At 71.4% G+C, this 24,304-nt stretch carries 20 protein-coding genes; 9 read left to right on the top strand and 11 right to left on the bottom strand.

The window, feature by feature from the left end:
* Nucleotides 1–16: 16 nt before the first annotated feature.
* The 8 genes from D7V80_RS28885 to D7V80_RS28920 form a co-directional block, all read right to left on the bottom strand.
* Nucleotides 17–364, bottom strand: coding sequence for a lycopene cyclase domain-containing protein (locus tag D7V80_RS28885; RefSeq protein WP_120591223.1), 348 nt, complete (start codon nucleotides 362–364; stop codon nucleotides 17–19).
* Entirely contained in the window at nucleotides 361–744 is a 384-nt protein-coding gene (locus D7V80_RS28890) for a lycopene cyclase domain-containing protein (RefSeq protein WP_120591224.1), read from the bottom strand. The genes D7V80_RS28885 and D7V80_RS28890 overlap by 4 nt, the downstream gene beginning before the upstream one ends.
* Nucleotides 741–1,859, bottom strand: coding sequence for a glycosyltransferase (locus tag D7V80_RS28895; RefSeq protein ID WP_120591225.1), 1,119 nt, complete (start codon nucleotides 1,857–1,859; stop codon nucleotides 741–743). Before D7V80_RS28895 ends, D7V80_RS28890 begins: the two co-directional genes overlap by 4 nt.
* A gap of 94 nt (nucleotides 1,860–1,953) precedes the next feature.
* Nucleotides 1,954–2,913: a carotenoid 1,2-hydratase gene (locus tag D7V80_RS28900; RefSeq protein WP_120591226.1), complete on the bottom strand. Its 960-nt coding sequence runs from the start codon at nucleotides 2,911–2,913 to the stop codon at nucleotides 1,954–1,956.
* A complete protein-coding gene (locus tag D7V80_RS28905) occupies nucleotides 2,910–4,361 on the bottom strand; it encodes an NAD(P)/FAD-dependent oxidoreductase (protein WP_120591227.1) in 1,452 nt (483 codons plus the stop codon). The genes D7V80_RS28900 and D7V80_RS28905 overlap by 4 nt, the downstream gene beginning before the upstream one ends.
* Nucleotides 4,358–5,392 (bottom strand): phytoene/squalene synthase family protein, encoded by a 1,035-nt coding sequence (locus D7V80_RS28910; protein WP_120591228.1) that lies wholly within the window; start codon nucleotides 5,390–5,392, stop codon nucleotides 4,358–4,360. The genes D7V80_RS28905 and D7V80_RS28910 overlap by 4 nt, the downstream gene beginning before the upstream one ends.
* The gene (locus D7V80_RS28915) at nucleotides 5,389–6,930 is read right to left on the bottom strand and encodes an NAD(P)/FAD-dependent oxidoreductase (RefSeq protein ID WP_120591229.1); all 1,542 of its coding nucleotides are present in this window, start codon (nucleotides 6,928–6,930) and stop codon (nucleotides 5,389–5,391) included. Before D7V80_RS28915 ends, D7V80_RS28910 begins: the two co-directional genes overlap by 4 nt.
* Nucleotides 6,931–6,940: 10 nt before the next feature.
* Complete coding sequence (locus D7V80_RS28920) at nucleotides 6,941–8,029, bottom strand: polyprenyl synthetase family protein (RefSeq protein WP_120591230.1); 1,089 nt, start codon at nucleotides 8,027–8,029, stop codon at nucleotides 6,941–6,943.
* A gap of 123 nt (nucleotides 8,030–8,152) precedes the next feature.
* Between D7V80_RS28920 and D7V80_RS28925 the strand changes: the two genes are divergently transcribed.
* From D7V80_RS28925 to D7V80_RS28950, 6 genes are all read left to right on the top strand, one after another.
* Nucleotides 8,153–8,716, top strand: coding sequence for a hypothetical protein (locus D7V80_RS28925; RefSeq protein WP_199738880.1), 564 nt, complete (start codon nucleotides 8,153–8,155; stop codon nucleotides 8,714–8,716).
* Nucleotides 8,713–9,621 (top strand): TIGR01777 family oxidoreductase, encoded by a 909-nt coding sequence (locus tag D7V80_RS28930; protein ID WP_120591232.1) that lies wholly within the window; start codon nucleotides 8,713–8,715, stop codon nucleotides 9,619–9,621. The genes D7V80_RS28925 and D7V80_RS28930 overlap by 4 nt, the downstream gene beginning before the upstream one ends.
* A gap of 18 nt (nucleotides 9,622–9,639) precedes the next feature.
* Nucleotides 9,640–10,692, top strand: coding sequence for an alpha/beta hydrolase-fold protein (locus D7V80_RS28935; RefSeq protein WP_120591233.1), 1,053 nt, complete (start codon nucleotides 9,640–9,642; stop codon nucleotides 10,690–10,692).
* A gap of 257 nt (nucleotides 10,693–10,949) precedes the next feature.
* Nucleotides 10,950–11,549, top strand: a complete 600-nt coding sequence (locus D7V80_RS28940) for a hypothetical protein (protein WP_120591234.1) — start codon at nucleotides 10,950–10,952, stop codon at nucleotides 11,547–11,549.
* A gap of 102 nt (nucleotides 11,550–11,651) precedes the next feature.
* Entirely contained in the window at nucleotides 11,652–12,908 is a 1,257-nt protein-coding gene (locus tag D7V80_RS28945; protein ID WP_120591235.1) for a metallophosphoesterase, read from the top strand.
* A gap of 19 nt (nucleotides 12,909–12,927) precedes the next feature.
* Nucleotides 12,928–13,572, top strand: coding sequence for a TetR/AcrR family transcriptional regulator (locus tag D7V80_RS28950; RefSeq protein ID WP_120591236.1), 645 nt, complete (start codon nucleotides 12,928–12,930; stop codon nucleotides 13,570–13,572).
* Between the two features lie 136 nt (nucleotides 13,573–13,708).
* Here the strand turns inward: D7V80_RS28950 and D7V80_RS28955 are convergent, their stop codons facing one another.
* Entirely contained in the window at nucleotides 13,709–18,316 is a 4,608-nt protein-coding gene (locus D7V80_RS28955; RefSeq protein ID WP_120591237.1) for a lamin tail domain-containing protein, read from the bottom strand.
* A 238-nt stretch (nucleotides 18,317–18,554) separates the two neighbouring features.
* Between D7V80_RS28955 and D7V80_RS28960 the strand changes: the two genes are divergently transcribed.
* From D7V80_RS28960 to D7V80_RS28970, 3 genes are all read left to right on the top strand, one after another.
* Complete coding sequence (locus tag D7V80_RS28960; RefSeq protein ID WP_120591238.1) at nucleotides 18,555–20,162, top strand: serine/threonine-protein kinase; 1,608 nt, start codon at nucleotides 18,555–18,557, stop codon at nucleotides 20,160–20,162.
* A 76-nt stretch (nucleotides 20,163–20,238) separates the two neighbouring features.
* Nucleotides 20,239–21,093 carry a RimK family alpha-L-glutamate ligase gene (locus D7V80_RS28965; protein WP_120591239.1) on the top strand — a complete coding sequence of 285 codons (855 nt, stop codon included), beginning with the start codon at nucleotides 20,239–20,241 and terminating at the stop codon, nucleotides 21,091–21,093.
* A gap of 89 nt (nucleotides 21,094–21,182) precedes the next feature.
* The gene (locus D7V80_RS28970; RefSeq protein ID WP_120591240.1) at nucleotides 21,183–21,719 is read left to right on the top strand and encodes an FHA domain-containing protein; all 537 of its coding nucleotides are present in this window, start codon (nucleotides 21,183–21,185) and stop codon (nucleotides 21,717–21,719) included.
* A 27-nt stretch (nucleotides 21,720–21,746) separates the two neighbouring features.
* Here D7V80_RS28970 and D7V80_RS28975 read toward each other — a convergent pair whose 3' ends face one another.
* Both D7V80_RS28975 and D7V80_RS28980 read right to left on the bottom strand, forming a co-directional pair.
* On the bottom strand, nucleotides 21,747–22,469 hold the full coding sequence (locus D7V80_RS28975) for a tetratricopeptide repeat protein (RefSeq protein ID WP_120591241.1): 723 nt from the start codon (nucleotides 22,467–22,469) through the stop codon (nucleotides 21,747–21,749).
* Nucleotides 22,438–23,955, bottom strand: coding sequence for a serine/threonine-protein kinase (locus D7V80_RS28980; RefSeq protein WP_120591242.1), 1,518 nt, complete (start codon nucleotides 23,953–23,955; stop codon nucleotides 22,438–22,440). The genes D7V80_RS28975 and D7V80_RS28980 overlap by 32 nt, the downstream gene beginning before the upstream one ends.
* Nucleotides 23,956–24,304: the final 349 nt, after the last annotated feature.

The raw sequence follows: 24,304 nt of genomic DNA on the forward strand, positions 1-24,304 counted from the left end.
CCCTTGGCCGCGCGAATCAAGACGCCCGCGCCTCCCGGAGCCGCAGGAGCGCCGTGAACAGCGCGAGCCCCAGCGACACCAGCACGCTCGTGATGAGGAAGAAGAGGATCTCCTCCAGCGGCACGGCGCCCACGTACACGCCCACGTGGCGCCCCTCTCCGAAGTTCCAGATGCCGGTGGAGATGGCCAGGTGGTCCGCGATGGACAGGTACACGCCGATGACGAACGCCGGGGGAAGCACCGCGCGCAGCACCTCCCCCGAGCGGGCCTTGTAGTGCATCACGAGCGCCGCCAGTTGAATGGCAATCACCGGCAGCGTCCAGGCCAGCAGGTGGATGAGGTACGCCCAGCGCGTCTCCATCATGGCGACACCTCGGAAGGCTCCAGGGCCCGCTCCGCGCGGACGGACTTCTGCTCTTGAGCCACGGGCCGTGGCTTCTTGGCCAGCGCGCGCTCCAGCCGGTCGCGCGCCCACAGGCCCACGAGCAGCGTCTGGAGGCCGAAGAAGAGGTACTCCTCCAGCGGCAGATAGCCCAGCTTCACGCCCCAGATGCGCTCCGGGTCGAAGCCCCACAGGCCCCACTTCACGGCCATGTTGTCCCACGGCGACGTGGCCGCGTAGACGATGATGAGCAGCAAGCCCATGGGCGCGAGCCCGCGCCACGACAGCGTGCGGCGGTAGCGCACGAGCAGGAACAAGATGGGCAGGACGACGAAGAGCCCCAGGAAGCGCGCGTAGGTCATCCCGGGCCTCCACTCCACTGCGACGCCACCCGCACCATGCGTCCCCCAGCTTCCAGCGCGTAGGTATGGCCGCGCCAGGTCACCCTTCCCTGCCGCGTCAGCGAGGCCGCGAAGGCCGCGAGCAGCAGCAGCTCACCCTGTAGCCAATCCGTCAGCGCGTGGCCCTGGTCCACCTCCGAGGGCACGCGGCTCAACACGGCGAGGCGCAGCGACAGCAACGTGCGCACGGCGACGAGCGCCGCCACCGCGAGCCAGACGGCGGGCTCATGGAGCCACGCGGCCAGGAGCAACAGCGGCACGGTGGGCGTGAAGAGCAGCGGCACGGTGGGATACAGACCCGGCCGGTGGCTCGCGAGCACCTGCATCCAGCGCGTGAAGCGCTCCAGCGGCACGCGCCAGGACGCCCCGTGGGCGACAGGCACCCACGCGGGCGCGGGGCTCAGCGCCACGTCCAGCCCCTGCGCATGCAGCCGCTTCGCCAGCTCCAGGTCCTCGCCAATGTGGTCCGACAGTCCGGCCAGCTCCTCCGCCGCGCGCGGTGACAGCCCGAGCGCCTTGCCGCACACGGCCTGCGCGCCCGCGCTCATCGCGTGCAGCGCGCGGAAGCTGTGGTGCGTATAACGGAGCAGTCCCGCCATCGCGCGACCCGCGGCGTCCACCGCGCCAACAGGAGTGGGAGCGGCGGTGCTCAAGGCGGCGCCGGCCACGAGCGGAGAGGCCAGGCCCTCCACCAGCGCGCCCGTCACCGCCACGTCCGCGTCCACCGCGAGCACCACCCGCCCGCGAACATCGAGCGTCGCCAGCGCGTAGAGCAGGTGGCCCACCTTGCGGTTGGGGCATACCGGATCGCTCGGAAGCCAGCGCACGCCCTCGGCCAGACGCGGCCGGTACGGAGACAGCACCACCTGCTCCAGCGGCCCCGCGTAGTCGATGGGGAGCGCCAGGTTCTCCAGCTCCAGCGGCGTGGGCGCATCCACGGGGCGCAGGAGCAGCACGGACGGCAACGCCCCCCCAGCCGGCACGGGGGCACGGCGATACAGCCGCGCCAGCGCCACCGCGCTGAAGCCACCGGCCATCGCCGTCCATCCGAGCGTGAAGAAGCCGAGCGCGTTCATGGCGTCCGTCCCTTGCGCTCGCGAAACGGAGTCGCATGCGCGCCCATGGCGTTCTTCCGCGCAGGCCGCCCCATGCCCCCCAGCGGGAGCGCGCTCATCCCGCCCTCCCCATGCGCGTGCGGAAGTGCGCCATCCAGCGGATGAACGGGGAATGGAAGCGGCGGAAGTCCGCCACCTCGCCCATCGTGTCCAGCGTGTCCCGCCTCGACTCCAGCCGCGCGTAGAAGGGCGACGACTCCAGCAGGTGCGGTACGCCCACCACCTCGTTGCCCGTGTGCAGCCTCGCGGGGACACGCAGCCCCCAGCCCGTCAGGTTCGTGGGACGCGCCTCGGGATTCGGGCCGCGCTCGCACACCACGCCATTCGCCCCCGCCACCATGCGCACCGGCGCCACGCCGTCCGGCAGGTGGTAGTCCACCACCGTGTGGTTCGCGTGGTGCGTGCGCGCCCAGTGCCAGCCGGACAGCCGCGCGCCCAGCAACTCCTGGCCGTGGTTCGTGTCGTGGTAGCCCATCCCCTCCGCCGTCACGCCCAGCGTGGACACCTCCAGCCGGGCCTCCGACCGGGGCGCCAATGCCTGCCAGTAGTGCGGCAGGCCCGGCATGAGCTGCACCTCCGTGCCCCGCCCCGTCAGCGGCCGCAACGTCAGGCTCGCGCGCACCGGACGGCCCCACGGCGCCGTCCCGTCATCCACCTCCATGCGCACCGTGCCATCCACCGCGTACGTCAACGTGGAGCGGCCGATGCACAGCCGTCCCGGTCCCTGCATCTCCACGCGCGGGTACTCGCTCAGCACCCACAACTTGCGCACACCCTGGTGGTAGAGCGCGAAGTTCACCGCGCTGTACGCCAGCGGATGTCCGCCCCGCCGCGCCGCGACGGAGTAGCGCGGTGAGAACAACGACCCCAGCATGAAGATGCACACCGCGCTGTACGGCCCGGCGGTCACGTCCGCGTAGAACCAACGGTACGCCCCCGGCATGTCCGGCAGCTCGGGCAAGGCACACGACTCCGCCGCGTCGGACAGGAGGTTCTGGGCGAGGACGGACTTCATGCGACCTCCCGCAGGTGCGCGGACGCCATCTGGGCCGCGAACCGCCCTGACAGCATCACCAGCGGCACCCCGCCGCCCGGATGCGTACCACCGCCCGCGAAGAACAGCCCCGGCGTGCCGCCCCGGATGCGCGGCCTGCGGAACGGACCAAAGCGGCCATGCGGCAGGAAGCCGTAGATGGAGCCCCCCGGGGCCCCGCGCGCCGCCAGGTCCACCGGCGAGCGCTGCCCCACCACGCGCACGCGCCCCTTCAACGCCGGGTAGTGCCGGACGAGCTTCTCGAACATCTGCTCACGCACGCGCTCCCCGCTGGACTCCCAGTCACGCCGGGCCTGCTCCGCCCTGCCCTCCTCCAGCGGCATGGCCGGCGCGTTCACCATCACGAACAGCCCCGTGCGGCCCGGGGGCGCCATGCTCGAATCCGTGGCGGACGGGTTGCAGACATACACCGTGGGGTCCGTGGCGAGCTGGCCCGCGAAGAGTTCATCGAACTCCTTCCGGTAGTCCCCGCCGAACATCACCGCGTGGTGCGGAACCGCCGTGCGCCCCTCCACCTCCAGGAGCAGCACGAAGCCGGACAGCGACAGCGGCTCCGACTCCCGGCGCAGCGACGCCAACGGGTCCGCGTTCACCACCACGCTGTCGAACACCTCCGCGACCGGCTCCACGCGGTAGCCTTCGGTGATGCGCTCGAAGCGCGCACGCGTGTCCAGGTGAACCGTCACGCCCAGCCGCCGCACCGCCTGCCCCAGCGCCTCCACCAGCGCTCCGATGCCGCCGCGCACGTGATGCACGCCATACGCATGTTCGATGTGCGGGATGAGCGCGAACGCCGCGCTGGACGCATACGGCGACCCGCCCGCGTAGGTGGCGAAGCGCCCCACGTACTGCCGCAGGTGGTGCGTCTGGAAGTGCTTCGCCGCCAGCGCGTGCAGCGTGTCCAGCTTCATCCCCGCCAGCATCGCGCCGATGCCCCGGCGGGCCACGCGCGCCATGAAGCCGGCCATGCCCTCGAAGGGGGCTTCCAGGTAGGGCTCGCCCGCCGCGCGCCAGATGGCCGCGGCCTCCGCGTAGAAGGAGTGCACGCCCTTGCGCTCGATGGGCCGCAGCTCCGCGGCGCTGTCCGCCATGCGCTCCAGGTCCTTGTACGCCGTGAAGCCGCACCCGTCCGTGAAGTGGTAGGTGCACTGCGGCTCCAGCTCCGTGAACGGCGGCAGCAGGTCCACCGCGCCCAGCTGCTCGAACGTTCCGCGCACCAGCGCCGGCAACGTGAGCAGCGTGGGGCCCGTGTCCAGCGTGAGCCCCTCCACCGACACCGCCTGCGCCTTGCCGCCCAGGGACGGGCCGCCTTCGAACAGCGTCACCGCGTGGCCCTCCTTCGCCAGCAGGCCCGCGGCCGTCAGCCCACCAATGCCGCCGCCAATCACCGCCACGCGCGAGGCCTTCATCGCGAGCCTCCCGTGCCCGTGGGCAACAGCGGCACCGGCGCGGACGGCAGGGCCAGGGGCGCCTCCGGCAGCGCGGCCCAGGGGCGCAGGAACACGGTCGCCGCCAGCTCCAGCTTGCGTCCCGTCGTCGTGTGGGCCCGGCCGCTGAACACGTCGTAATCCCGCGCTTCGATGTCGCGCAGGATGTCGCCGTAGATGGCGCCCATCAGCCGCACCATGCGCTGGCTGCCAAAGCCGGTGAGGTAGCGCACGCCCGCCGCCGCGCGCGCGTAGTACGCCCGCGCACGCTGGATTTGAAAGCGCATGAAGTCGCGCCACTTCGCGTCCACCCGCCCCGCGCGCAGGTCGTCCTCGGTGATGCCAAAGGCATGCAGCTCCTCCGAGGGCAGGTACACCCGGCCGCGCTCCAGGTCCTCGCGCACGTCACGCAGGATGTTGGTGAGCTGCATCGCGCGGCCCAGGTCCGCCGCCGGCTCCACCGCGCGCGAGTCCTCGCAGCCCAGCACCGGCGTCAGCATCAACCCGACCACGCCCGCGACGCGGTAGCAGTACAGGTCCAACTCCTCCCACGTGTCGTAGCGCACCTTCGTCAGGTCCATCTCCATGCCGGAGATGAGGTCCTGGAAGGGCTGCTCCGGAATCCGGTAGTGGTGGATGGTGTGGCGCAGGGCCGCGAACTCGCTCGGGTCCCACGGCGACGGCGCCTCCGCGGAGGGCTGGCGCGCGGACGGCGGGCCCAGCTCCTTCGAAGCCAGCTCCGGCAGCGGCAGGTACACCTCCGCCACGCGCTCGCGCGCCCGGGCCAGCCGCGTCGCCAGGGCCATGGGCGCTTCACCCGGCAGCGCGCTCTCGCCCGCGTCCACCAGGTCGTCCAGCCGCCGGCAGAAGGCATACAGCGCGAAGGCCGCCTTCCGCCGCTGTCCGAAGAGGAGATACGACGCGAAGAAGAAGCTCTTGGCGTGGTGGCGCGTGACGACCCGCGCGCGCCGGTAGCCCTGAGCGATGAGCGATGGAGAAGCGGTCGCGCTCATGCCGCCACCTCCACCGCCGGGACGCCCGCGCGAGGCGACAGCGCCACGCCCTGCTTCTGGGCCCACGCCGTCAGCCGCTCGGTGACGAGCCGCGCGGAGATGAGCACCGTGGGCAGGCCCGTGCCCGGCTGCGTGGAGGCGCCCACGAAGAAGAGGTTCTTCACGTGGGGGTCCACGTTGGCCGGCCGAAAAGGGCCAATCTGGAAGAAGTTCTGCGCCAGCCCGAACGCGCTCCCGCGCGCCAGGTTGTACGTGCCCGCCCAGTCATCCGGGGTGAAGACGCGCTCCACTTCGATGTCCGCTTCCAAGTCTGGGTACCCCAGCTCCGCCAGGCGCTGGAACACCTTCGCGCGCACCTTGGGGCCCTCCACCTTCCAGTCCATCCCCGGGTGCTGGTGCGGCACGGGCACCAGCACGTAGAGCGAGTCCTTCCCCTCCGGCGCCAGCGAGGGGTCCGTGCGCGTGGGCACGTTGACGTAGAAGCTGGGGTCCTCCGGCACGCGGAAGCGCTGGAAGATGTCGTCGAACGAGCCCGCGTAGTCCCGGCCGAACATCACGTTGTGATGCAGCAGGCCCGGCACCTTCTTCTTCATGCCCAGGTAGAGCATGTAGCCGCTGGAGGTGAAGCGCAGCTTCTCGCCTCGCTTGAACGGCGCGTCCTTCGGATCCAGCAGCTTCTCGTACGCGTACGGCAGGTCCGCGTTGCACAGGACGGCATCCGCGGACACCTCCTCGCCCCCCGCGAGCCGCACGCCCGTGGTGCGCCCGCCTTCGGTGAGGATGCGCTCCACCGCCTGGCCGTAGTGCAGCGTCACGCCCTCCTCACGCGCCAGCCGCTCCAGCGCGAGCGGAATGGCATACAGGCCGCCCTTCGGGAACCAGATGCCCACGCCCAATTCCGTGAAGGGCAACAGGCCATACACCGCGGGCGATTCAAAGGGAGACACGCCCAGGTACATGGTCTGGAACGTCATCGCCGCGCGCAGCCGGTCGTCCTGGAAGTAGCGGCTGACGTCCGCGTACATGCGGCGGTGCGCACGGGCCTTGAAAATCCTGGCCAGCACCCCGGGGGAGAAGTAGTCGCTCACGCCATTGAAGTTGCGGCCCACGAAGTGGTCCAGGCTGATGCGGTACTGCTCACGGCCCTGCGCCATGAAGGCCAGGTAGCGCTGGAAGCTGCCCGGCTCCACGCGCTCCAGCTCGCGGCCCATGGTGCACAGCTCGGACGTGAAGGTGACATCCGAGCCGTCGCGGAAGTGCACCCGGTAGTTCGGGTCGCACCGCACCAGCGTGAGGTAGTCCTCGATGCGGCGGCCCAGCGCGCGGAAGGTCTCCTCGAACACCTCCGGCATCAGCACGATGGTGGGACCCACGTCCCAGGTGAACCCATCCACCTGGAGCTGGTTGCACCGGCCTCCCGGGCCGTGCGTCTTCTCGAAGACCTGGACGTCGAAGCCCTGCCGCGCGAGCCTCGCCGCCGCGGCCAGTCCGCCCACCCCCGCGCCCACCACCACGACCCGCTTGCCCTGTGCGCTCATGACGGTGTCCTCAGGAAGCGCGACGCGACAGCCGGGTGATGAGGGCATCCAGCAGGTCCCTCAGGCCATGGGGATTGGGCAACGCCTGCAGGCTCCGCCGCGCCGAACGCGACGCGCGCTCCACCGCGCGCTCACACGCCGCACGGCCGCCGAAGTGCTCCACCAGCTCCCGCGCACGGGCGAGCGCCGCGTCGTCCTTGCACTCCACCGGCAGCGCCCACAGCTGCTCCAGCTCCTCGCGGCCCTCGGGCGTGGCGCGCACGTACGCGGCCACCACCGGGAAGGTGCGCTTGGCCTGCATGAAGTCGCCGTCGGACGCCTTGCCCGCCACGGTCGCGTCGCCGAACAGACCGATGAGATCATCGCGCAGCTGGTACGCGAGCCCCACCGAGCGCCCCACGCGCTCCAGTCCCTCCAGCAGCCCCGCGTCCGCGCCGCCCAGCATCGCGCCGCACACCAGCGGGGCGCAGAAGCCGTAGCGCGCCGTCTTGAGGTGCGCCACGCGCAGCGTCTGGAAGAGCGACATCTCCGCCAGCGGCACGCGCGCCAGGTCCAGGTCCAGGTACTGCCCCGCCGCCGTGTGCCGGCACACGCCCAGGTAGTAGCGCGCCACGCTGGATGCTCCCGGCAGCCCCGACTCCAGCATCGCCTCCAGCGAGCGCGCGAAGAGGTGGTCCCCCATCACCACCGCCAGGTCCTCGCCCGGCCGGCCCGGGGCCAGCATCCGGTGCAGCACCGGCCCGCCCCGTCGCAGCTCCGCCTGATCCGCCACGTCGTCATGGATGAGCAGGAACGTGTGCAGCAGCTCCAGCCCCGCGGCGAAGCGCCACAGCCCCGGCGGCACCGCGGTGCTCCCGCGCGCCAGGCCGTGCCCCGCCAGCACCAGCGCCGGCCTCAGCCGCTTCGCCGGCCGCAGCGCATAGGCCCGCGCCTGCGCCGCCGCGTGTGTCCAACGTGCGTCCAGGCCCTGCTCGTCCGGCAGCTCGAACAGCTGGGCGAGCGCGGCCTCCACCTCAGCCTGCACGAGCTGCAGCCAGGCGTGTTCCGGGGGTCCTGCTCCGGCGGAGGTCTGCTGCACGTTGGGAAGCAGGGTGGCCATACAGCGGATCTCCGAAGTCGGGAGCACGGCGGCAGCCTTCTCACCTAGAGGTAGCGTTTGCGTCCAGAGATTGTCAAGGCTATGTCTAAGGTTTGCAAAAACCTTGTACACGGAGACTCCCCCATGAAGGCGTGGATCGCAGGCGCGTTGACGGTGACCCTGGCGGCGGGAAGCGCGGGTAGCGCCGCCCCGGCTCCGGAGCCCGTGGACGCGACGTTAAGCACCTCCAGTGGAGAGCGAGTTCAGCTGGCCCGCTGGCGTGGGAAACCCGTCATCCTCTTCTACGAGGACAAGGACTCCACGACACTCAACGCCCCCCTGAAGGCGGAGCTGTTCACCCGGGGACGCGAGCGCGGCCTGCTGCAGAGCGCGTTCGTGGTGGCGGTGGCCAATCTGGAGAAATACGACTTCTTTCCCGCGCGGGAGATCGCCCTGTCGTACGTGCGTGACGAGGAGAAGAAGGCCGGCGTGCCCATCCTGGTGGACCTGAAGGGCACCCTGGGCCAGCCGCCCTTGAAGCTGCCCACCAAGACGTCCACGGTGATGCTGCTGGACGCGGAGGGCACGGCGGTCTACCGCCACTCCGGGCGCATGAAGCCGGAGGAGCAGGCCCGCTTCTTCACCGCCCTGAGTGAGCTGGTGGGCCAGGACCTGACCGCTGAACGAGAGAAGGAGGCCCACCCTTGAGGGTGACCTGCACGGGCGCCACCGGCTTCCTCGGTCCAGGCCTTGTCCAAGGTTTGCTGGAGGCCGGCCACACGGTGCACGTGCTCAGCCGGAACGTGGAACACGCGCTCGGCCGGCTGCCCGCCGGGGTCACGGGCTCCTACTTCGACGGGAGCACGCCGCTGTCCCCGGACGCGCTCGCGGGCGCGGAGGGCGTGGTGCACCTGGCCGGAGAGCCGGTGGACCAACGCTGGACGCATGAGGCGAAGCACCGCATCCACCAGAGCCGCGTGGAGGGCACGCGCGTGCTGGTGGAGGCCATGAAGCAGGCGGGCAGCGTGCGGCACTTCGTCTGCGCGTCGGCGGTGGGCTTCTACGGCGGCGCCCGGGCGGGGCAGACGCTGACGGAGGAGGACGCGCCCGGCGACGACTTCCTCGCCCACGTGTGCCAGGGCTGGGAGGCGGAGGCCCTGCGCGCGGAGGAGGCGGGCATCCGCACGGTGCGCCTGCGCATCGGCGTGGTGCTGCACCCTGCGGGCGGCGTGCTGCACCGGATGCTGCCGGTGTTCCGCATGGGCGCGGGCGCGAAGGTGGGCAACGGCCAGCAGTACGTCAGCTGGGTCCACAGAGACGACCTCTTCCAGCTGATGCGCTTCACGCTGGAGCACCCCGCGCTGTCCGGCCCGGTGAACGCCACGTCACCGGAGCCCGTCACCAACGCGACCTTCGCGCACACGCTGGGCGCGGTGCTGGAGCGGCCCGCGGCGCTGTCGGTGCCGGGCATCGTCCTCAAGGCGCGCTTCGGGGAGATGGCGCGCGTGGCGCTGGAGGGCCAGCGGGTGATGCCCCGGCGCGCGCTGGAGGCGGGCTTCCAGTTCCGCCACCCCGACCTGACCGGAGCGCTGCGCGACCTGCTGTCCCCGTGACTACATTGCGCGCCACGCATGGATGACACCCGGACGCTGGAAGCCCGCGCGCGCGAAGAGGGCACGCCGCTCATCGACGGAGACACCGCCACCTTCGTGTGGAAGGGCCCCCGGCAGGTCTTCCTCCAGGGAGACTTCCAGGACTGGCGCGGCACGCCCCTGCCGCTGGAGCGCGTGGGAAAGGGCTTGTGGGCGCGCTCGCTGGCGCTGCCCGAGGACGCCTACGTCGAGTACGCGCTCCAGGACGCGAAGGGCCGCCGCGTGCGCGACGCCTTCAACCCGCGCCGCTCCGACAACGGCTTCGGCGACTTCAACCACTGCTTCTGGATGCCCAGGGGCGAAGCGACGCCGCTGGGCAAGCGCATCCGGAACGTGCCCAAGGGCCGCGTGACGCGCCACCCGCTGGCGACGCACGAGTGGGCCGTGGGCAGGAAGCGCGGGGTGGCCCTCTACGCGCCGCCCGTGAAGGGCCCCGTGCCGCTCATGGTGGTGCTGGACGGCGACGACTACCTCCAGCGCGTCCAACTGCCCGTGGTGGTGGACAACCTGATCGCCGCGGGCCGCATGCGCCCCGTGGCCATGGCCTTCGTGGCCAACGGCGGCCCGGCCCGCACCGCCGAGTACGCGTGCAGCGAGGCCACCGTGGCCTTCCTGCACCAGCGCGTGCTTCCCCTGGCCCGCGAGCACCTGCCGCTGGTGGATGAGCAGCGCACGCCGGGCGCGCACGCGGTGCTGGGCTCGTCGCTGGGCGGCCTGATGGCGCTCTACGCGGCCCAGCGCCTGCCGCACGTCTTCGGCCGCGCCCTGTCCCAGTCCGGCGCCTTCTCCATCGAAGGCACCGACATGGTCGTCTTCGACCTGGCCCGGCGCACCGGCCAGCCGCCGCTCCACGTCTGGATGGACTGCGGCCGCTTCGAGGGCCTCCAGGACGGCAACCAGCGCCTCCTGCCCATCCTCCAGGCGGCCGGGCACCACGCCACATACCGGCCCTACAGCGGGGGCCATAATTACCCCGCATGGCAGACCAGCCTTCCGGCCGGCCTCGAAGAAATCTTCTCACCCGCTGGGTGACGCATCGCGGCGAAGCGCCGGATTTCCGCCCGGGACGAAAGCCCCCTGGAATCAAGGGGTTGGCCCGGAGGGAAGGCGGCCAAGGCCGGATGATCCAGGATTGGGAAGGGGCCCTGACGCGGCAGGCGGGCGGCCGTGCGGGGCCTGTGGACCGGGGGGTTACGCAACCCGGGGGAAGGACGGACCGATAACGGATGTAGGTGCGCAACCCGGAGCGAGTATCGCGACGGGCCTTCCCCCGCGCTTGGAGTCCCCCCATGTCTCGCGTCGATGGTGGCAATCGCCCGTCCATTCCCCCGAAGCGCTCGGAGTTCGAGCGGTCCGAGCGGAGCGACGCCACGCGTGACGGCAAGCCGGGAGCCCAGGGCCGGACGCCCGCCAACGCCAACGTGCGCTCCTTCCAGGGCCGCAGTGACTTCGAGCCCGCGCGCCCCGCCCCCGCGCGCCCCACGCCTGCGCAGACGCAGGCCGTGAAGGCCCCGGTCTCTCCGGCGGACGCGGAGTCCATCGCCCAGGCGGACATGGAGCTGGGGCTGCTGGCGGAGTTCCCGGACGCGGACGCGCAGAGCGGCATCGCCTCCGCCATGCTGCACGCGCACGCGGACGCGCCCGTGTCGCAGAACCGCATCGTGGAGCGGCTGAAGCAGGACGGCCGCCTGGAGTCGCTCTTCGGCGAGGTCTTCCGCGAGGACAACCCGTACGTGGAGCAGCCGCACAAGAACGCCATCGTGAAGGCGCTCGACACGGCGCTCTCCCGCGGCACGGTGACCGGCGACGACCTGCGCGCCTTCTCCCGTGGCACCTACGCCCAGGAGTGGCAGCAGATCGGCGCCGCGCTGGGCACCCACCGCAAGTAGCCGGCCGCCGGACGCGGGGCTCCCAGCTCGGAAGCCCGCTTCACGCTTCTTCACGCGCATGCCGGTTGCGCCGTGGCGCGTGCGCGCGAGGATGGGCCTCCCATGGTGGAAAGCCCGTTGCGCATCATCCTGTTCATCCTCCTCGTCAGCGTCGCGTCGGTCTACGTCCACGTCTACCTGTACCGGCGCCTCTTTCGCGACACGTCCACGAGCCGCGCCTGGCGCACCGCCGGCAAGGTGCTGCTGACGGCGCTGTGCGTGCCGCTGCTCCTGTCCTGGGTGGTGACGCGCATCATCCCCTCCGCGTTCATCGTCGCCGTGTTCGCGTGGACGTGGATGGGCGTCGCCGTCTACCTGCTGCTCTCCCTGGCGCTGCTGGGCGCGGTGAGATGGCTCGTGGCGCGCACGCGCGGCCACCGGGGCGTCGCCGCGCCGCTCGCCACGCCCGCGCCGGACCCCGCCACGCCGCCGTCGCTGGCGGACCTGGCCGTCACCGTGCCGCCCCCGCCTCCCGCCGTGCCCCCGGTGGATGAAGCGCGCCGGCTGTTCCTCTCGCGGGCCACCGCGGGCGGCGCGGTGCTCGCGGCGGGTGGCCTCACCGGCTACGGCATGTGGAGCGCCTTCCATCCGCCCGTGGTCAACGAGGTCGCGGTGCGGCTGCCCGGCCTGCCCAAGGCGCTGGATGGCTTCACCATCGTCCACATGAGCGACATCCACGTGGGCCCCATCATCCAGCGGCGCTTCATGGACGAGCTGGTGCGGCGGGCCAACGCGCTCAAGCCGGACCTGGTCGCCATCACCGGCGACCTGGTGGACGGCACGGTGGCGGACCTGCGCCACTCCGTCGCCGCGCTCCAGAACCTCCAGGCGCGCGCGGGCACGCACTTCATCACCGGCAACCACGAGTACTACTGGAACGCCAGCACCTGGGCGGACGCGCTCACCGGCCTGGGCATCACCGTGTTGCGCAACCGTCACGTGACGATTGGAGACGCGGGCGGCGCGTTCGACATGGTGGGCGTGGACGACTGGTCCATGCGCAACGGCCCCAAGGGTTACAACCTGGACGCCGCCCTCCAGGGCCGGAATCCAGACCGGGCCGCGGTGCTGCTCGCGCACCAACCATCCAATTGGGATGTGGCGGCGAAGGCGGGCATGGGCTTGCAACTGTCCGGACATACTCACGGCGGACAGTTCTTCCCGTTCACCGTCGCCGTCTCCGCCATCTGGAAACATGACGCCGGTCTCTTCCAGGACGTCGACAACCACCTCTATGTCAGTCGGGGCACCGGTTTCTGGGGCCCACCCCTGCGCGTCGCCGCGCCGTCTGAAATCGTTAAGGTGACGCTCCTGGCGTGAGGTGTAGATTTACCCGGAAATGAGCAAGGAACCAGCGAAGCGCGAAATCAAACAGGAACGGGCCGCGCGAACGCGGGTCGAAATCCTGGAGGCCGCCATCACGTTGTTCGCTCGGCGGGGCTACCTGTCGACGACGATGTCGGACCTGGCGAAAGCCATCCGGATGACACCGGGCGCGCTCTACTGGCACTTCCCCACCAAGGAAGACCTGCTCCTGGCGGCCATCGAGGAATTGCACCAGCGCTACCTGATGGAGTTCGCGCCGCTGCTCGCCGAGCGCCGCGTCCTGTCCGGCCGGGAGCAGCTGGTGTTCGTGGTGTCGCGCACGTCCCAGTTCCTGCGCTACCACCGCGAATACGGCATCTTCTTCGGGATGCTGTCCGCCGAGTCCGCGGAGTCCAACGACCGCGTGGCGGAGGCGCTGCGCGAGAAGATCTCCCTCTACGTGGCGGTGCTGGCGGGGATGATCCGCTTCGGCCAGAAGCGGCAGGAGTTCCGCCAGGAGGTGGACCCGGTGCACATGGCCCACACGATGATGGGCGGCTACCTGGGCATCCTGCTGCACCACAACCTGTACCGCGGCATGGTGAACTACGACCCGCTGATGGCGTCGTTGGATCAAATCCTCTCCGGCGGCCTCCACGTGCGCGGCCCCCCGGGCTGATGCGCTGAACCCACCGGGCCGGGCGGCCCGGAAGAACAGACGCCCGGTCCCCCAGGTGAGGGGACCGGGCGTTCTTCATTTCAGGAAGGCCTTCGTCCCCGCTCCCCGGTGAGGGGAGCGGGGCGGGTTGCCGGGACTACGGCGTCTCGGTGGGGCTCGACGAGTTCTGCGGCTGGCGCGTCGTGCGCTGCACGAAGTCCGCCGCGTTGTCGTCCGTGTCCTGGCCGTTGCCGGCGAGTTCGTCCGCGCCGCCCACGCCCATGGTGGCGGAGGTGGAGGACGCCCGGGCCTTGCGCTCCAGGCTGCCGCCGGACGCGGGGTGCGCCGGCGCGGCGTGGCCGCCTTCAGGAGCCGCGCCCGTGCCGTAGCCCAGGGTGTCGATGGCGTTCACGTCGTTGTCCTCCTGCCCGATGGCGGCCGTGCCCAAGCGGACGTGGCCGCCGCCCGACGTGCTGGCGGACGTGTTGAACGAATACGACGCGTCCTTCTCCACCGCGAGGGAGTAGGCGCTGCCGACCAGCAGGTAGTAGCCGTGCGCCTTGATCTTCGCGCCCTGGGGCAGCTCGGCGGACTGACCGTACTTGGAGGTCGCGCCCGCGGCCCGGTACTGGATCTTCCAGCCGCTCATGTCGACCTCCGCGTTCGTGGGGTTGTAGAGCTCGATGAACTCGTCCGACGCGTTCTCGGAGGTGCCGCCGCAGAACTCGCTGATGACGACGTGGCCCTGGGGCGGAGCCACCGTCACGGCCGCCTCCTTCGTCACGCCCTGGTAGGACGCGGTGAGCTGGCCTTCGCCCGTGGTCGCCGTGGCGGTGAAGACGACCGTGGCGGTCGTCTGACCCTCCGGCACCGTCACCGTCGTGGCCGCCAGCGAGCCCAGCTCCGCGGGCCTGAACGCCACATCCACGGCCGCGCCGCCCGCGGGGGCCTTGCGGTCCAGCGTGACGGTGAACGTCTGCGTCGTGCCCACCGTCACCGTCACCGTGTCCGGCGTGACGCTGGCGAGCTTCGCGGGAGGAGGCAGCACGGTCAGCTCCGCGGAGTGCGTGATGCCGTTGAGCGAGGCGGACACCCTGCCCGTCCCCTCCCCTGCCGCGGCGGCGGTGAACGTCACCGTCGCCGTCGTCTGACCCGCGCCCACCGCCACCGACGTGGCGGACAGCGTGCCGAAGGGCGTGGCCGGCGAGGTCAGCGCCAGCAGCACCTGCACGGGCTCCGTCGGAGCGTACTCCAGCGTCACGGTGAACACCTGGGCCGCGCCCGCGTTCACCGTGGCGGTGGACGGAGTGAGCGACACCAGCCGAGGCATGTTCGTGATGACGTTCACCGTGGCGCTCAGCGTGCCCAGCGTCACCGTGCCGGAGCCGGTGCTGGCCTCGTCCACCGTCAGGTCGAAGGTGGCCGTCAGCGCGTCCGTCGTCACGGCCCGGGCCGTGATGGAGCCGAAGCCCACGGGCGTCACCTCCAGGTCCAGCGGGGTGCCCGCCGGCACCGGCCGGTCGAACGTCACGGTGAAGCGCGCCGTGCCGCCCGGCGCCACGCCCGCCGTCGCAGGGGTGAGGTCCGTGATGCTGGCCGCTTCGGTCTCACCCAGCACGCGCAGCGCGGTCGTCTGGGAGGACGTGCCCAGCGTCGCGGTGAGGGTCACCGAGGCCGCCACCGCCTTCGCCTCCAGCGCCACCGTGGCGCTCGTCTGGCCGGCCGGAATCACCACCTGCCCGCCCGCCGCGGACAGGGCCGCCGCGTCGCCGGAGCCGATGGTCACGGTGACGTCCACCGGGTAGGCGTTCGCCATCGTCACGGTGAGGGGCTGCGGAATCGCCTGGGTGCCGCCCACGCGCACGAAGCCGCCGGACGCGAAGCCCGTCAGCGCCGGCAGGGGCGGCAGCGGGATGACCATGTCGGCCGCGCTCCGGGGCAGCACCTTGTGGTCGCTGAAGGTGAAGTTCAGCACGCCACGCAGCGTGGTGTACTCCGTGCCCAGCACCTGCGGGGCATAGGAGAAGGCCTGGTCGTCCACCATCAGGCCCGAGGACGCCGGGTCGCCGGCCTTGTTCTCGTCCACGATGAACTCGCGGTTGGAGTTCTCCAGGCGGGTGTTGAAGACGTTGCGGACCTCCACCAGCGTGCCCTCCAGCGCCGCCGCCTTCGGGCCGTTGGTGCGGATGTCCTCCGTGCGCACCACCGTCGGGGCCGGCAGCGGGTTGGCCGCGCTGTGCTTCGTCACCTTGCCGTCAGTCACCTCCAGCAGGCCGAAGTACTCCTTCAGCGTGCCCTCCACGCGGATGTTGTCGCCCACCGCGACGTCGGCCTTGGGGCTGTAGATGAAGAGGCCGGAGTTCTCCGCGCCCTTGCCCGCCGGGTAGTTCGCCACCTGCACCCAGTAGCCGTTGGGCGCCTTCGCATCCACCGCGGTCACCACCACGTCGTCCACCGCCACCTTCCCGTTCACCAGCGACAGGTTGCCGAAGCGGGGCGTCACCTTCACGTCGTAGACGCTGGTGGCGCACACGCCGCCGGCGAGGATGGTCCCCGGGCACGAGTCGCACGCATCACCCACGCCGTCGCCGTCCGTGTCCTTCTGGTCCGGGTTGGCCACGAGCGGGCAGTTGTCGCCAGGGGCGGCGACGCCGTCGTAGTCGAAGTCGGACGGGTCGGCGACCGAGCACGAGGCCGCGTCATTCGGGCAGCCGTCGCACATGTCGCCCTTGCCGTCGCCGTCCGTGTCCTTCTGGTCCGCGTTGGCCACGAAGGGGCAGTTGTCCTTCCAGGTGGCCACGCCGTCGTGGTCGTCGTCCTCGCCGCGGAAGGCCTGGCACCCGGTGGTGCCGGCCTCCAGGGGGCACGGGTCGCACGCGTCACCCACGCCGTCGCCATCCGTGTCCACCTGCCGCCCGTTGTCCATGGGACGCACGGGATTGAAGATGGTGGGGCAGTTGTCGGCGGAGTCCTCGATGCCGTCCGCGTCCGCGTCCGCCGCGCTCGCCGCGCCCGTGTAGACGGTGGAGCCGTTGACGGCGGCCACCGGGAAGCTGGTGTTCACCGCGCTGCGCGAAGGCTCGCAGGTGGGCTCGTTCGCCGGCGTGCCGCACTCGAACAGCGGGTAGAGGTTCCGGGTGTCCGGGGAGCCCTGGAACTCCGTCAGCGTCTGGCCAATCTCCGACTTCACGCACGCGGCCTTCTGGGTGCCGCACACGTTGAGCGCGTCGCACGCGTCCGTGCCCTTGAGGCCGTCCACCAGCGCCTGGTCGCCGTAGAGCGGCTTGCCGCCGCGCACCGTCAGCACCACGTCCGCCGGCTGCGCGGTGATGACCGCGCGGAACGGCGAGGCCGCGTTCGCGCCCACGCGGAAGATGGCCAGGTCCGCCATCTTGCCCGGGGCGATGCGGCCCAGGCGCGAGTAGACCTCCACCGCGTCCGCGGCGTTGGCCGTCACCATGCGCCACAGGTCCTCGTCCGTGAAGGTCTTGGCGTAGCGCGTGGTGTTGAGGTGGTCCGCGCACGCCAGCTCGCGCAGCAGGTTCATGGAGCCGGAGCGGATCCAGTCCGTCCCCAGGGAGATGGACACGCCCAGCCGCTTGTAGGCCGTCACCATCGCCGTGTCGCCGTACAGCGAGATGTTGGAGCGGGGCGACCAGACGAGACCGGTGCCGTGCGCCGCCATCTCCGAGATCTCCCGGGCGGTCAGGCCCACGCCGTGGATGATGGCCGAGCGCGGGAACAGGACGTTGCCGCCGCCCGTGGACAGGCAGCGGAACTCGTTCTGGGCCGTGGCCGCGATGCCCTCCGCGATGTGCGGCAGGTACGCGGACGTGCGCCCGGTGATGGTCGCCGAGGACGGGAACGAGGAGTAGGCGCAGCTGTCCGCCAGGGTGTTGCCGGTGCTGTCACCCAGCGGGAAGGTGTCCGAGTCCGCGTACGGCATCCCCAGGCCCTCCTGGTTCGCGATGCCCGCGCTGCCGCCCGTGTCCATGTTGCGCAGGAACCCCGCCTGCCCGCCCGCGCCCGCGATGGCGGTGGTGCCCGCCATCACCTGGCGCAGCTCCGACCAGCGGATCGCGTCCGCCTTCGAGTTGGACCTGTTCTCCAGCTTGGTGTGGCTGTTCTTGCCCTCGCGCCAGTCGTGGCGGTGCTCGTAGCGCTCCACGCTGGTGCTGGCCAGGGGCGAGCCCGGGAAGGTGAGGTGGTCGTGCGGGTTGATGAGGCCCGGGGAGATGACGCCCGTGGGGCACGTCACCACCGCGGCCTCCGCGGCGCCCGCCGCCTTCGAGCAGTCGCACTCGGAGCAGGTGATGACGCCCTGGGCGTCCACCAGCACCTGGCCGCCCACCAGCACCTGGCCGTCCTTGAGCACGATGCCCGTGAAGAGCTTGCCCGCCGTGCCCGCCTTCGTCACCTCACAGGTAGCGCCGTTCGCGAGCGGCGCGGGAGGCGTGGCCCAACACTGGACCGTCTGGGTGGTGGTGACGGTACAGTCCGCCTCGCACCCGTCGCCTCCCGTGGTGTTGCCGTCGTCGCACGCCTCCGTGGGTGCCTTGACGCCGTCACCGCACTTCGCGCCCGGCAGGGTGCAGTTCGCTTCGCACCCGTCTCCACCGCGGGTGTTGCCGTCATCGCACTGCTCGGCGCCTTCCTTCTTTCCGTCTCCGCAGACCGCATTGACCTCTGGATCTGAACTGCAGGCACTGCCCAATAGAAGGACCGCGCCCAGGGCGGCCAGCAATAGACGGGGGGAGCTGCGCATGAAGCCTCCTGCCCGAAGGCAGTGCCTGAAGAAGGAACAGGTGCGACGAGGAAAGCCCCCCGTGCCTCGCATGCGGCGTGGAACGGGGGTGCAACATTTCAGCGGTACCTGACCCCTGAAGTCCACTTCGTGGGGCTCCAAGGGTCTTCCGTGTGGCTGGAGGTATGGTAGGAGCACACCCAACGTGTGGGGGAGCAGGCGGATGACGCGTCCTGCCACGTTCTAGAGTGAGGGGGACATGATCACCCGGAATCCATCGAGCACCGTGTCGCGCTTCCTGGACGCGCACCTGCGGCGGGACGCGCAGGCCCGCGAGCTGTCCGTGGCGCGCTTCATGAGCATCCTGTCCGCCATCTGCGTGGTGGTGGCCGCGGCGCTGGGGCCCGCGATGGGCTGGGACCTGACGCTCGCGCTGATGGGGCTGTCCACGGTGCTGTCGGGCTACTACGGCTGCATGTGGTGGGTGTTGCGCTCCGGCGCGTTCCACCCGGCCATCCCGTGGCTGAACGTCTTCATTGAAGTGAGCATCCCCGCGGTGGTGCTGGCGTTCGACCTGCACTTCAAGGGTCCGGTGTACGCGCTCACCGCGCCCACGCTGGTCATCTGGGGCACGCTGGTGACGCTGGCGGGCCTGCGCAGCAACCCGCGCCTGGGGCTGGCCGCGGGCGCGCTGGTGGCGGCGGAGTACCTGGCGCTCTACTTCGGCTTCGTGCGGCCGCTGTTGCCGGAGGAGCCGCTCGTCACCCTGGCGCCGCTGTTCATCTGCGTGCGCGCGTTCTTCTTCGTGGCCACGGGCGCGCTGACGGCGACGCTGGCGCGGCACTTCCTGGAGCGCACGCGGAGCGCGCTCGCGGCGCTGCGCGAACAGGAGGTCATGGGCAAGTACGTGCTGCATGAGCGCGTGGGCGCGGGCGGCATGGCGGAGGTGTACCGGGCCACGTACTCGCCGGAGGGCGGCTTCGAGAAGCAGGTGGCCCTGAAGCGCATCCTGCCGTCGTACGCGGACGACGCGGCGTTCGTGACCATGTTCCGGCGCGAGGCGGAGCTGTGCTCGTCGCTCTACCACCCCAACATCGTCCAGGTGTTCGACCTGGGCCGGCACGGCGGCACCTACTTCCTGGCCATGGAGTACGTGGACGGGCTGCCCCTGAGCGCGCTGCTCAGGCCGCAGAACCGCCGGCCCCTGCCCCTGTCCGCCGCGACGTTCCTGGCCGCGGAGCTGGCGTCCGCGCTGGACTACCTGCACCGGCGCACCAGCGCGGACGGCGTGCCCCTGCGGCTGGTCCACCGCGACCTGAACCCGCCCAACATCCTGGTGTCGCGCATTGGCGAGGTGAAGCTGTCGGACTTCGGCATCGCGCGGGACGCGGTGCGCGCCCACCTCACGGTGGCCGGCAGCGTGCGCGGCAAGCTGGGCTACATGGCGCCGGAGCAGGCCATGGGCCAGGACATCGACGGGAGAGCGGACCTCTTCGCCCTGGGGCTCACGCTGCACGAGGCCCTCACCGGCCGGCGCGCGCTGAGCGGCCACTCGGAAGAGGTGCTGCTGCGCGCGGCGGTGGACCAGGAGGTCGTCCCGCCCTCGCAGCTCAACCCCGCGGTGCCGCTGGCCCTGGACCTCATCGTCATGCAGCTGCTCCAGAAGGACCCGGAGAAGCGCACGCCGAATGGTGCGGCGCTGCGGCAGCAGCTGCTGGCGCTGGACGGCCCCGCGGCCCCCTTCCCTCACGGCCAGGGGGAGCTGGCGCGGGTGGCGCGCGAGGCGAAGACGCTGGCGGAGCAGCTGACGCAGGAGACCGTGGAGACGGCGGCCGTGGGGAAGCCGCCGCTCGCGCGCCTGGCCTGACAAAGAGGCGGGGCTGCGCGGGACACGGGAGCGCGTTAGAACGCGGCGCGTTTCCTGCCGCCTGGAGCCCGCCGCCTTGGACATCGCCGTCATCACCTACGCCGGACTGCCGCAGCTGAACCCGCTGGACGCGCCGCTGGTGCCCGCGCTGCGGGCGCTGGGCCTGGATGCGCGGCCGGCCATCTGGGATGACCCCACCGTGGATTGGAGCCGCGTCCGCGCGGCGGTGGTGCGCAACGCCTGGGACAGCCACCTGCGCCGCGAGGAGTTCGTCGCCTGGGCGGACCGCGTGGGCAGCGTCACGCGGCTGTTCAACCCGGCGGACGTGCTCCGGTGGAACACGCACAAGGGCTACTTGAAGACGCTGGAGGCGCGCGGCCTGCCCTTGACGCCCACCGTCTGGGTGCCGCCCGGCGGGACGCTGGACGTGGCGGCGACGGCGCGCGAGCGCGGCTGGGACGCGGTGGTGCTCAAGCCCGCGGTGGCGGCGGGCGGGCTCAAGGTCTTCATCGTCCGGCGCGAGCAGTGGGATGACGCGAGCGCGAAGGTGGCCCAGCTGGCGAAGGAGGGCGACGTGATGGTGCAGCCCTACCTGCGCGCCTTCGAGACGGAGGGTGAGCGCTCGTACATCTTCTTCAACGGCGTCTTCAGCCACGCGGTGCGCCGCCCGCCCACGCTGTCCACCGCGCCCCGGGGCTTCGCGGAGCCGCACGGCTTCACGCCGGACAACGCGGCGGAAGCGCGGCTGGCGCACGAGGTGATGGAGGCGTCCGGAGGCGCGCGGCTGCTGTACGCGCGCGTGGACGTGGCCACGGACAACGAAGGGCGCACCCGGCTGCAGGAGGTGGAGGTGACGGAGCCGTGCCTCTTCCTGCCCATGGACGCGGGCGCGGCGGAGCGGATGGCCAGGGCTGTCGTTGCGCGGTTGTAGCCTCTCGGGCCGGCCCTTTCGCCCACTCGTGGACACCTGGAAAGCCGCAAGGGCGACGCGAAAGCGGCGGATGGGGTTATGACTGGGCCATGCGAGCCCTGTTGCTCTCGCTGCTCATCCGGCAGCACATGGCACTCCAGGAGAAGTTCAACGCCAAGTACCCGCACGCGTGGCTGGTGTGGGAGGCGGGCGCGTGGAACGTCCCCGAGGAGCAGAACGTGGCGGCCACGCGGCTGCCCATGATGGACCTGCGCGACTGCCTGCCCGCGGGCGACGCGCTGTGCTTCGAGCTGATGGGGGTGGCGGACCGCGGCCCCCTGAAGCTGGGGCGCGCGTCGCACAACACCTTCGTGGTCAACGACGCCACGGTGTCGCGCGAGCAGTTCGCCCTGCACCCCACGCCGGACGGCGGCTGGAAGGTGGAGCGGCTGGCGCAGTCCCGGCCCGTGACGGTGAACGGTGAAGCGCTGGAGGCGGAGCAGCCGCGCCTCCTGCGCACGGGCGACGAGCTGAAGGTGGGCGACGTGCGCCTCACCTTCCACGACGCCCCGTCGTTCCACGCGCGCATCGGCCGCATCGCCGCGCAGGTGCTGGCGCAGGCCACCACGCCGTCGCCCCAGCGCTGAAGGCCGGGCGGCGCCGCGAAGCGCCGCCTACCGCCCCACGGTGCCGAGCGTCGTGTCCCGGGGATTCGGCGCCGTGGCGACCCACACCGCGCCGCCCGCGAGCAGCGCCACCGCGCCCGCGCCCGCCCAGACGTACCAGCGGCGCGTCCACGGCTTGGAGGCGCCCGCCTCCGTCTTCACGGACGCGTCCGGCACCTCCATGGCCAGGGCCTGGGTGGCCCCGTTCTTCTCCGGCGCGGCGGACGGATTCGCGGCGAGCCTCGCCTCGTTGGCGCGCGCCTCCGCCAGCGCGGCCTGCTCCCGCGCCCGCTGAAGCTCGCGGTCCCTGGCGAAGCGCTCGCGCTCCCGGCGCTGCTCCTCCTGGACGCGCGCCTTGGTGTCCATCTCCGCGATGAGCTCGCGCACCACGTCCGCGTTGGCCGGCTCCCCCTGCGACAGCGACAGGTAGCGCCGGTAGAAGAAGGACGCGCGCGACGGGTTGTTCAGCTGCCGGTGGCACTGCGCGATGTTGAAGAGGAACGCGGGCAGCGGCTTGAGGCGGTACGCCTCGCTGAAGGCCTTGAGCGCCCGGTCGAACTCACCCAGGTCGTACGCCAGGTTGCCCTCGGAGAACTTCTCGCGCGCCTGGTCGTCCACGGCGGTCGTCGTCGCCTCCGCCGCCACCGCCGGGAACGGCGTCCCCAGCGCGAGCGCGAGCGCCAGGCTCAGCGCCCTGGGCTCACTGCGACGCGAACGGATCAATGACCGCATCCCGGCTTCCCCCCTTGCGGCCTGGCGCACGCGCGGGGGCTCTGCGCGGCCCCGCGCTCGCCTTCACCAGCGGCACGGACAGCTCCGCGGCGGCGGCATCCTGCTTCAGCTCCACCGCCCGCTCCAGCGGAACGTAGCCCGCGAGCTCCACGCGCAGCTGCGGCGGCACCGCCTGCCGGCTCAGCGCCTTCGTCAGCGGCGTGACGCCCAGCTCCTCGCCGGTGTCCACGCGCACCACCTTCGCGCCCGGCGGCGACGAGTTCACCGTGAGCGTCACCGCGTCCGCCGGTGTCCCCTGCGCGGCCGCTTCCGTGGCGGACACCACCGCCGGAGCCTGTTCGGCATGGGAGGCGCGCATCGAGTGCAGCCCCTTCCAGGTCGTGATGCCGGACACCAGCGCGAGCGCCGCCAGCCCCACGGACACCTGGAGCCGCCGGGAGCGCAGGAGGCCCGGCACCCGCATGCGCAGGGTGGGCCGCTCCGCCTCCTCCACCACCAGCGCCTCCGTGCGCGGCTCCGGGGCCGGCGCGGTGGGCATCAGGAGCAGCGCCGTGGTGACCTCCGCCAGCTGCTGGGGCCGCCCTTCCGGCTCCTTCGCAAGGCAGCGCATCACCAGCTGCGCCAGCTCCGGCGGCACGCGCTCGCCCGAAGGCAGGTGCGACGGCAGCGGCGGCGGCGGCTGGGTGATGATCTGCACCACCAGCTGCCCGAAGGCCGGCGCCTGGAACGGCGGGTGGCCGGAGAGCATCTCGTAGAGGATGTTGCCCACCGCGTAGATGTCCGCGCGCGCGTCCACCGGCAGCCCCGCGGCCTGCTCCGGCGCCATGTACGCCGGCGTGCCGATGATGGTCCCGTCCAGCGTGCCGGTGAGGCTCACGCCCGTCTGCGTGGTGATGAGCTTCGCCACGCCGAAGTCCAACACCTTCACGAAGTCCTGCTGCCCGGAGCGCTGCGTGATGAAGAGGTTGTCCGGCTTGATGTCCCGGTGCACCACGCCCACCTGATGGGCCGCGCCCAGCGCCGCGCACACCTGCACGCCCATGCGCTGCACGCGCTCCAGCGTCAGCCCCTCCTCCTTCAGGAGCGCCGCCAGGCTCTGCCCGCGCAAGAGCTCCATCACGCAGTAGACGTGCCCGTCGGGCGACTCGTCCACGAAGTCGAAGACCTCCACGATGTGCTCGTGGTTGATCTGATTGACGGTGCGCGCCTCCTGGAAGAAGCGCTGCACGAACGAGCTGTCCCGCGCGTGCTCCGGCTTGAGCACCTTGAGCGCCACCTGGCGCCCCAGCCGCACGTGCCGCGCCTGGAACACGCGGCCCATGGACCCTTCGCCCAGGAGCTTCTCCAGCTGGTAGTTGCCCAGCACCGCCCCTTCCTGGGCCTCCTGTCCGGCCGGCGACATCACGACTGGCGCTCCGCCACCGTCGGTCACGGCGTCACCCGATTCAGACAGGACTGTGTGAGCGAGGAGGTCGTCGGTGCCCATGGGGGGATCAGGTTTCCATGCCGGGGCGACCCTGCAACCCAGGGGAGGGCATCTATCGCGCGTGAAACGGAAAAACTTTCGGCACGTGACGATTCACCCGCCGTGTACCGGATGGACAGGTGGCATGTGCGGCGACCGCGCACCTTGAGTCCACGGACATTGAAATACTTCTCCATACAGCCCACTCCCATCCAGTTCCCCCGGCGCACGATGGTCGCCGCTTGGATGCGGCGGGTCAACGTGGGCGGAGGTCGTCAGCACCGGGGGGCACGCTGAGTGTTCCCGTTCGTGTTCCCGTTGCGCGAAGGGGGCGGCGGGCAGGTCGCCTGGCCACCGCGCGGCGGGGAGT

Origin of the sequence: Corallococcus sp. CA054B, from assembly GCF_003611625.1 — a bacterium.
Classification (GTDB): Bacteria; Myxococcota; Myxococcia; order Myxococcales; family Myxococcaceae; genus Corallococcus; species Corallococcus coralloides.

Excerpts from the sequence above, each read along its gene's own strand:
- D7V80_RS28885 (WP_120591223.1), bottom strand. The coding sequence starts at position 364 with ATGATGGAGACGCGCTGGGCGTACCTCATCCACCTGCTGGCCTGGACG.
- D7V80_RS28890 (WP_120591224.1), bottom strand. The coding sequence starts at position 744 with ATGACCTACGCGCGCTTCCTGGGGCTCTTCGTCGTCCTGCCCATCTTG.
- D7V80_RS28895 (WP_120591225.1), bottom strand. The coding sequence starts at position 1,859 with ATGAACGCGCTCGGCTTCTTCACGCTCGGATGGACGGCGATGGCCGGT.
- D7V80_RS28900 (WP_120591226.1), bottom strand. The coding sequence starts at position 2,913 with ATGAAGTCCGTCCTCGCCCAGAACCTCCTGTCCGACGCGGCGGAGTCG.
- D7V80_RS28905 (WP_120591227.1), bottom strand. The coding sequence starts at position 4,361 with ATGAAGGCCTCGCGCGTGGCGGTGATTGGCGGCGGCATTGGTGGGCTG.
- D7V80_RS28910 (WP_120591228.1), bottom strand. The coding sequence starts at position 5,392 with ATGAGCGCGACCGCTTCTCCATCGCTCATCGCTCAGGGCTACCGGCGC.
- D7V80_RS28915 (WP_120591229.1), bottom strand. The coding sequence starts at position 6,930 with ATGAGCGCACAGGGCAAGCGGGTCGTGGTGGTGGGCGCGGGGGTGGGC.
- D7V80_RS28920 (WP_120591230.1), bottom strand. The coding sequence starts at position 8,029 with ATGGCCACCCTGCTTCCCAACGTGCAGCAGACCTCCGCCGGAGCAGGA.
- D7V80_RS28925 (WP_199738880.1), top strand. The coding sequence starts at position 8,153 with ATGAAGGCGTGGATCGCAGGCGCGTTGACGGTGACCCTGGCGGCGGGA.
- D7V80_RS28935 (WP_120591233.1), top strand. The coding sequence starts at position 9,640 with ATGGATGACACCCGGACGCTGGAAGCCCGCGCGCGCGAAGAGGGCACG.
- D7V80_RS28940 (WP_120591234.1), top strand. The coding sequence starts at position 10,950 with ATGTCTCGCGTCGATGGTGGCAATCGCCCGTCCATTCCCCCGAAGCGC.
- D7V80_RS28945 (WP_120591235.1), top strand. The coding sequence starts at position 11,652 with ATGGTGGAAAGCCCGTTGCGCATCATCCTGTTCATCCTCCTCGTCAGC.
- D7V80_RS28950 (WP_120591236.1), top strand. The coding sequence starts at position 12,928 with ATGAGCAAGGAACCAGCGAAGCGCGAAATCAAACAGGAACGGGCCGCG.
- D7V80_RS28955 (WP_120591237.1), bottom strand. The coding sequence starts at position 18,316 with ATGCGCAGCTCCCCCCGTCTATTGCTGGCCGCCCTGGGCGCGGTCCTT.
- D7V80_RS28960 (WP_120591238.1), top strand. The coding sequence starts at position 18,555 with ATGATCACCCGGAATCCATCGAGCACCGTGTCGCGCTTCCTGGACGCG.
- D7V80_RS28970 (WP_120591240.1), top strand. The coding sequence starts at position 21,183 with ATGCGAGCCCTGTTGCTCTCGCTGCTCATCCGGCAGCACATGGCACTC.
- D7V80_RS28975 (WP_120591241.1), bottom strand. The coding sequence starts at position 22,469 with ATGCGGTCATTGATCCGTTCGCGTCGCAGTGAGCCCAGGGCGCTGAGC.
- D7V80_RS28980 (WP_120591242.1), bottom strand. The coding sequence starts at position 23,955 with ATGGGCACCGACGACCTCCTCGCTCACACAGTCCTGTCTGAATCGGGT.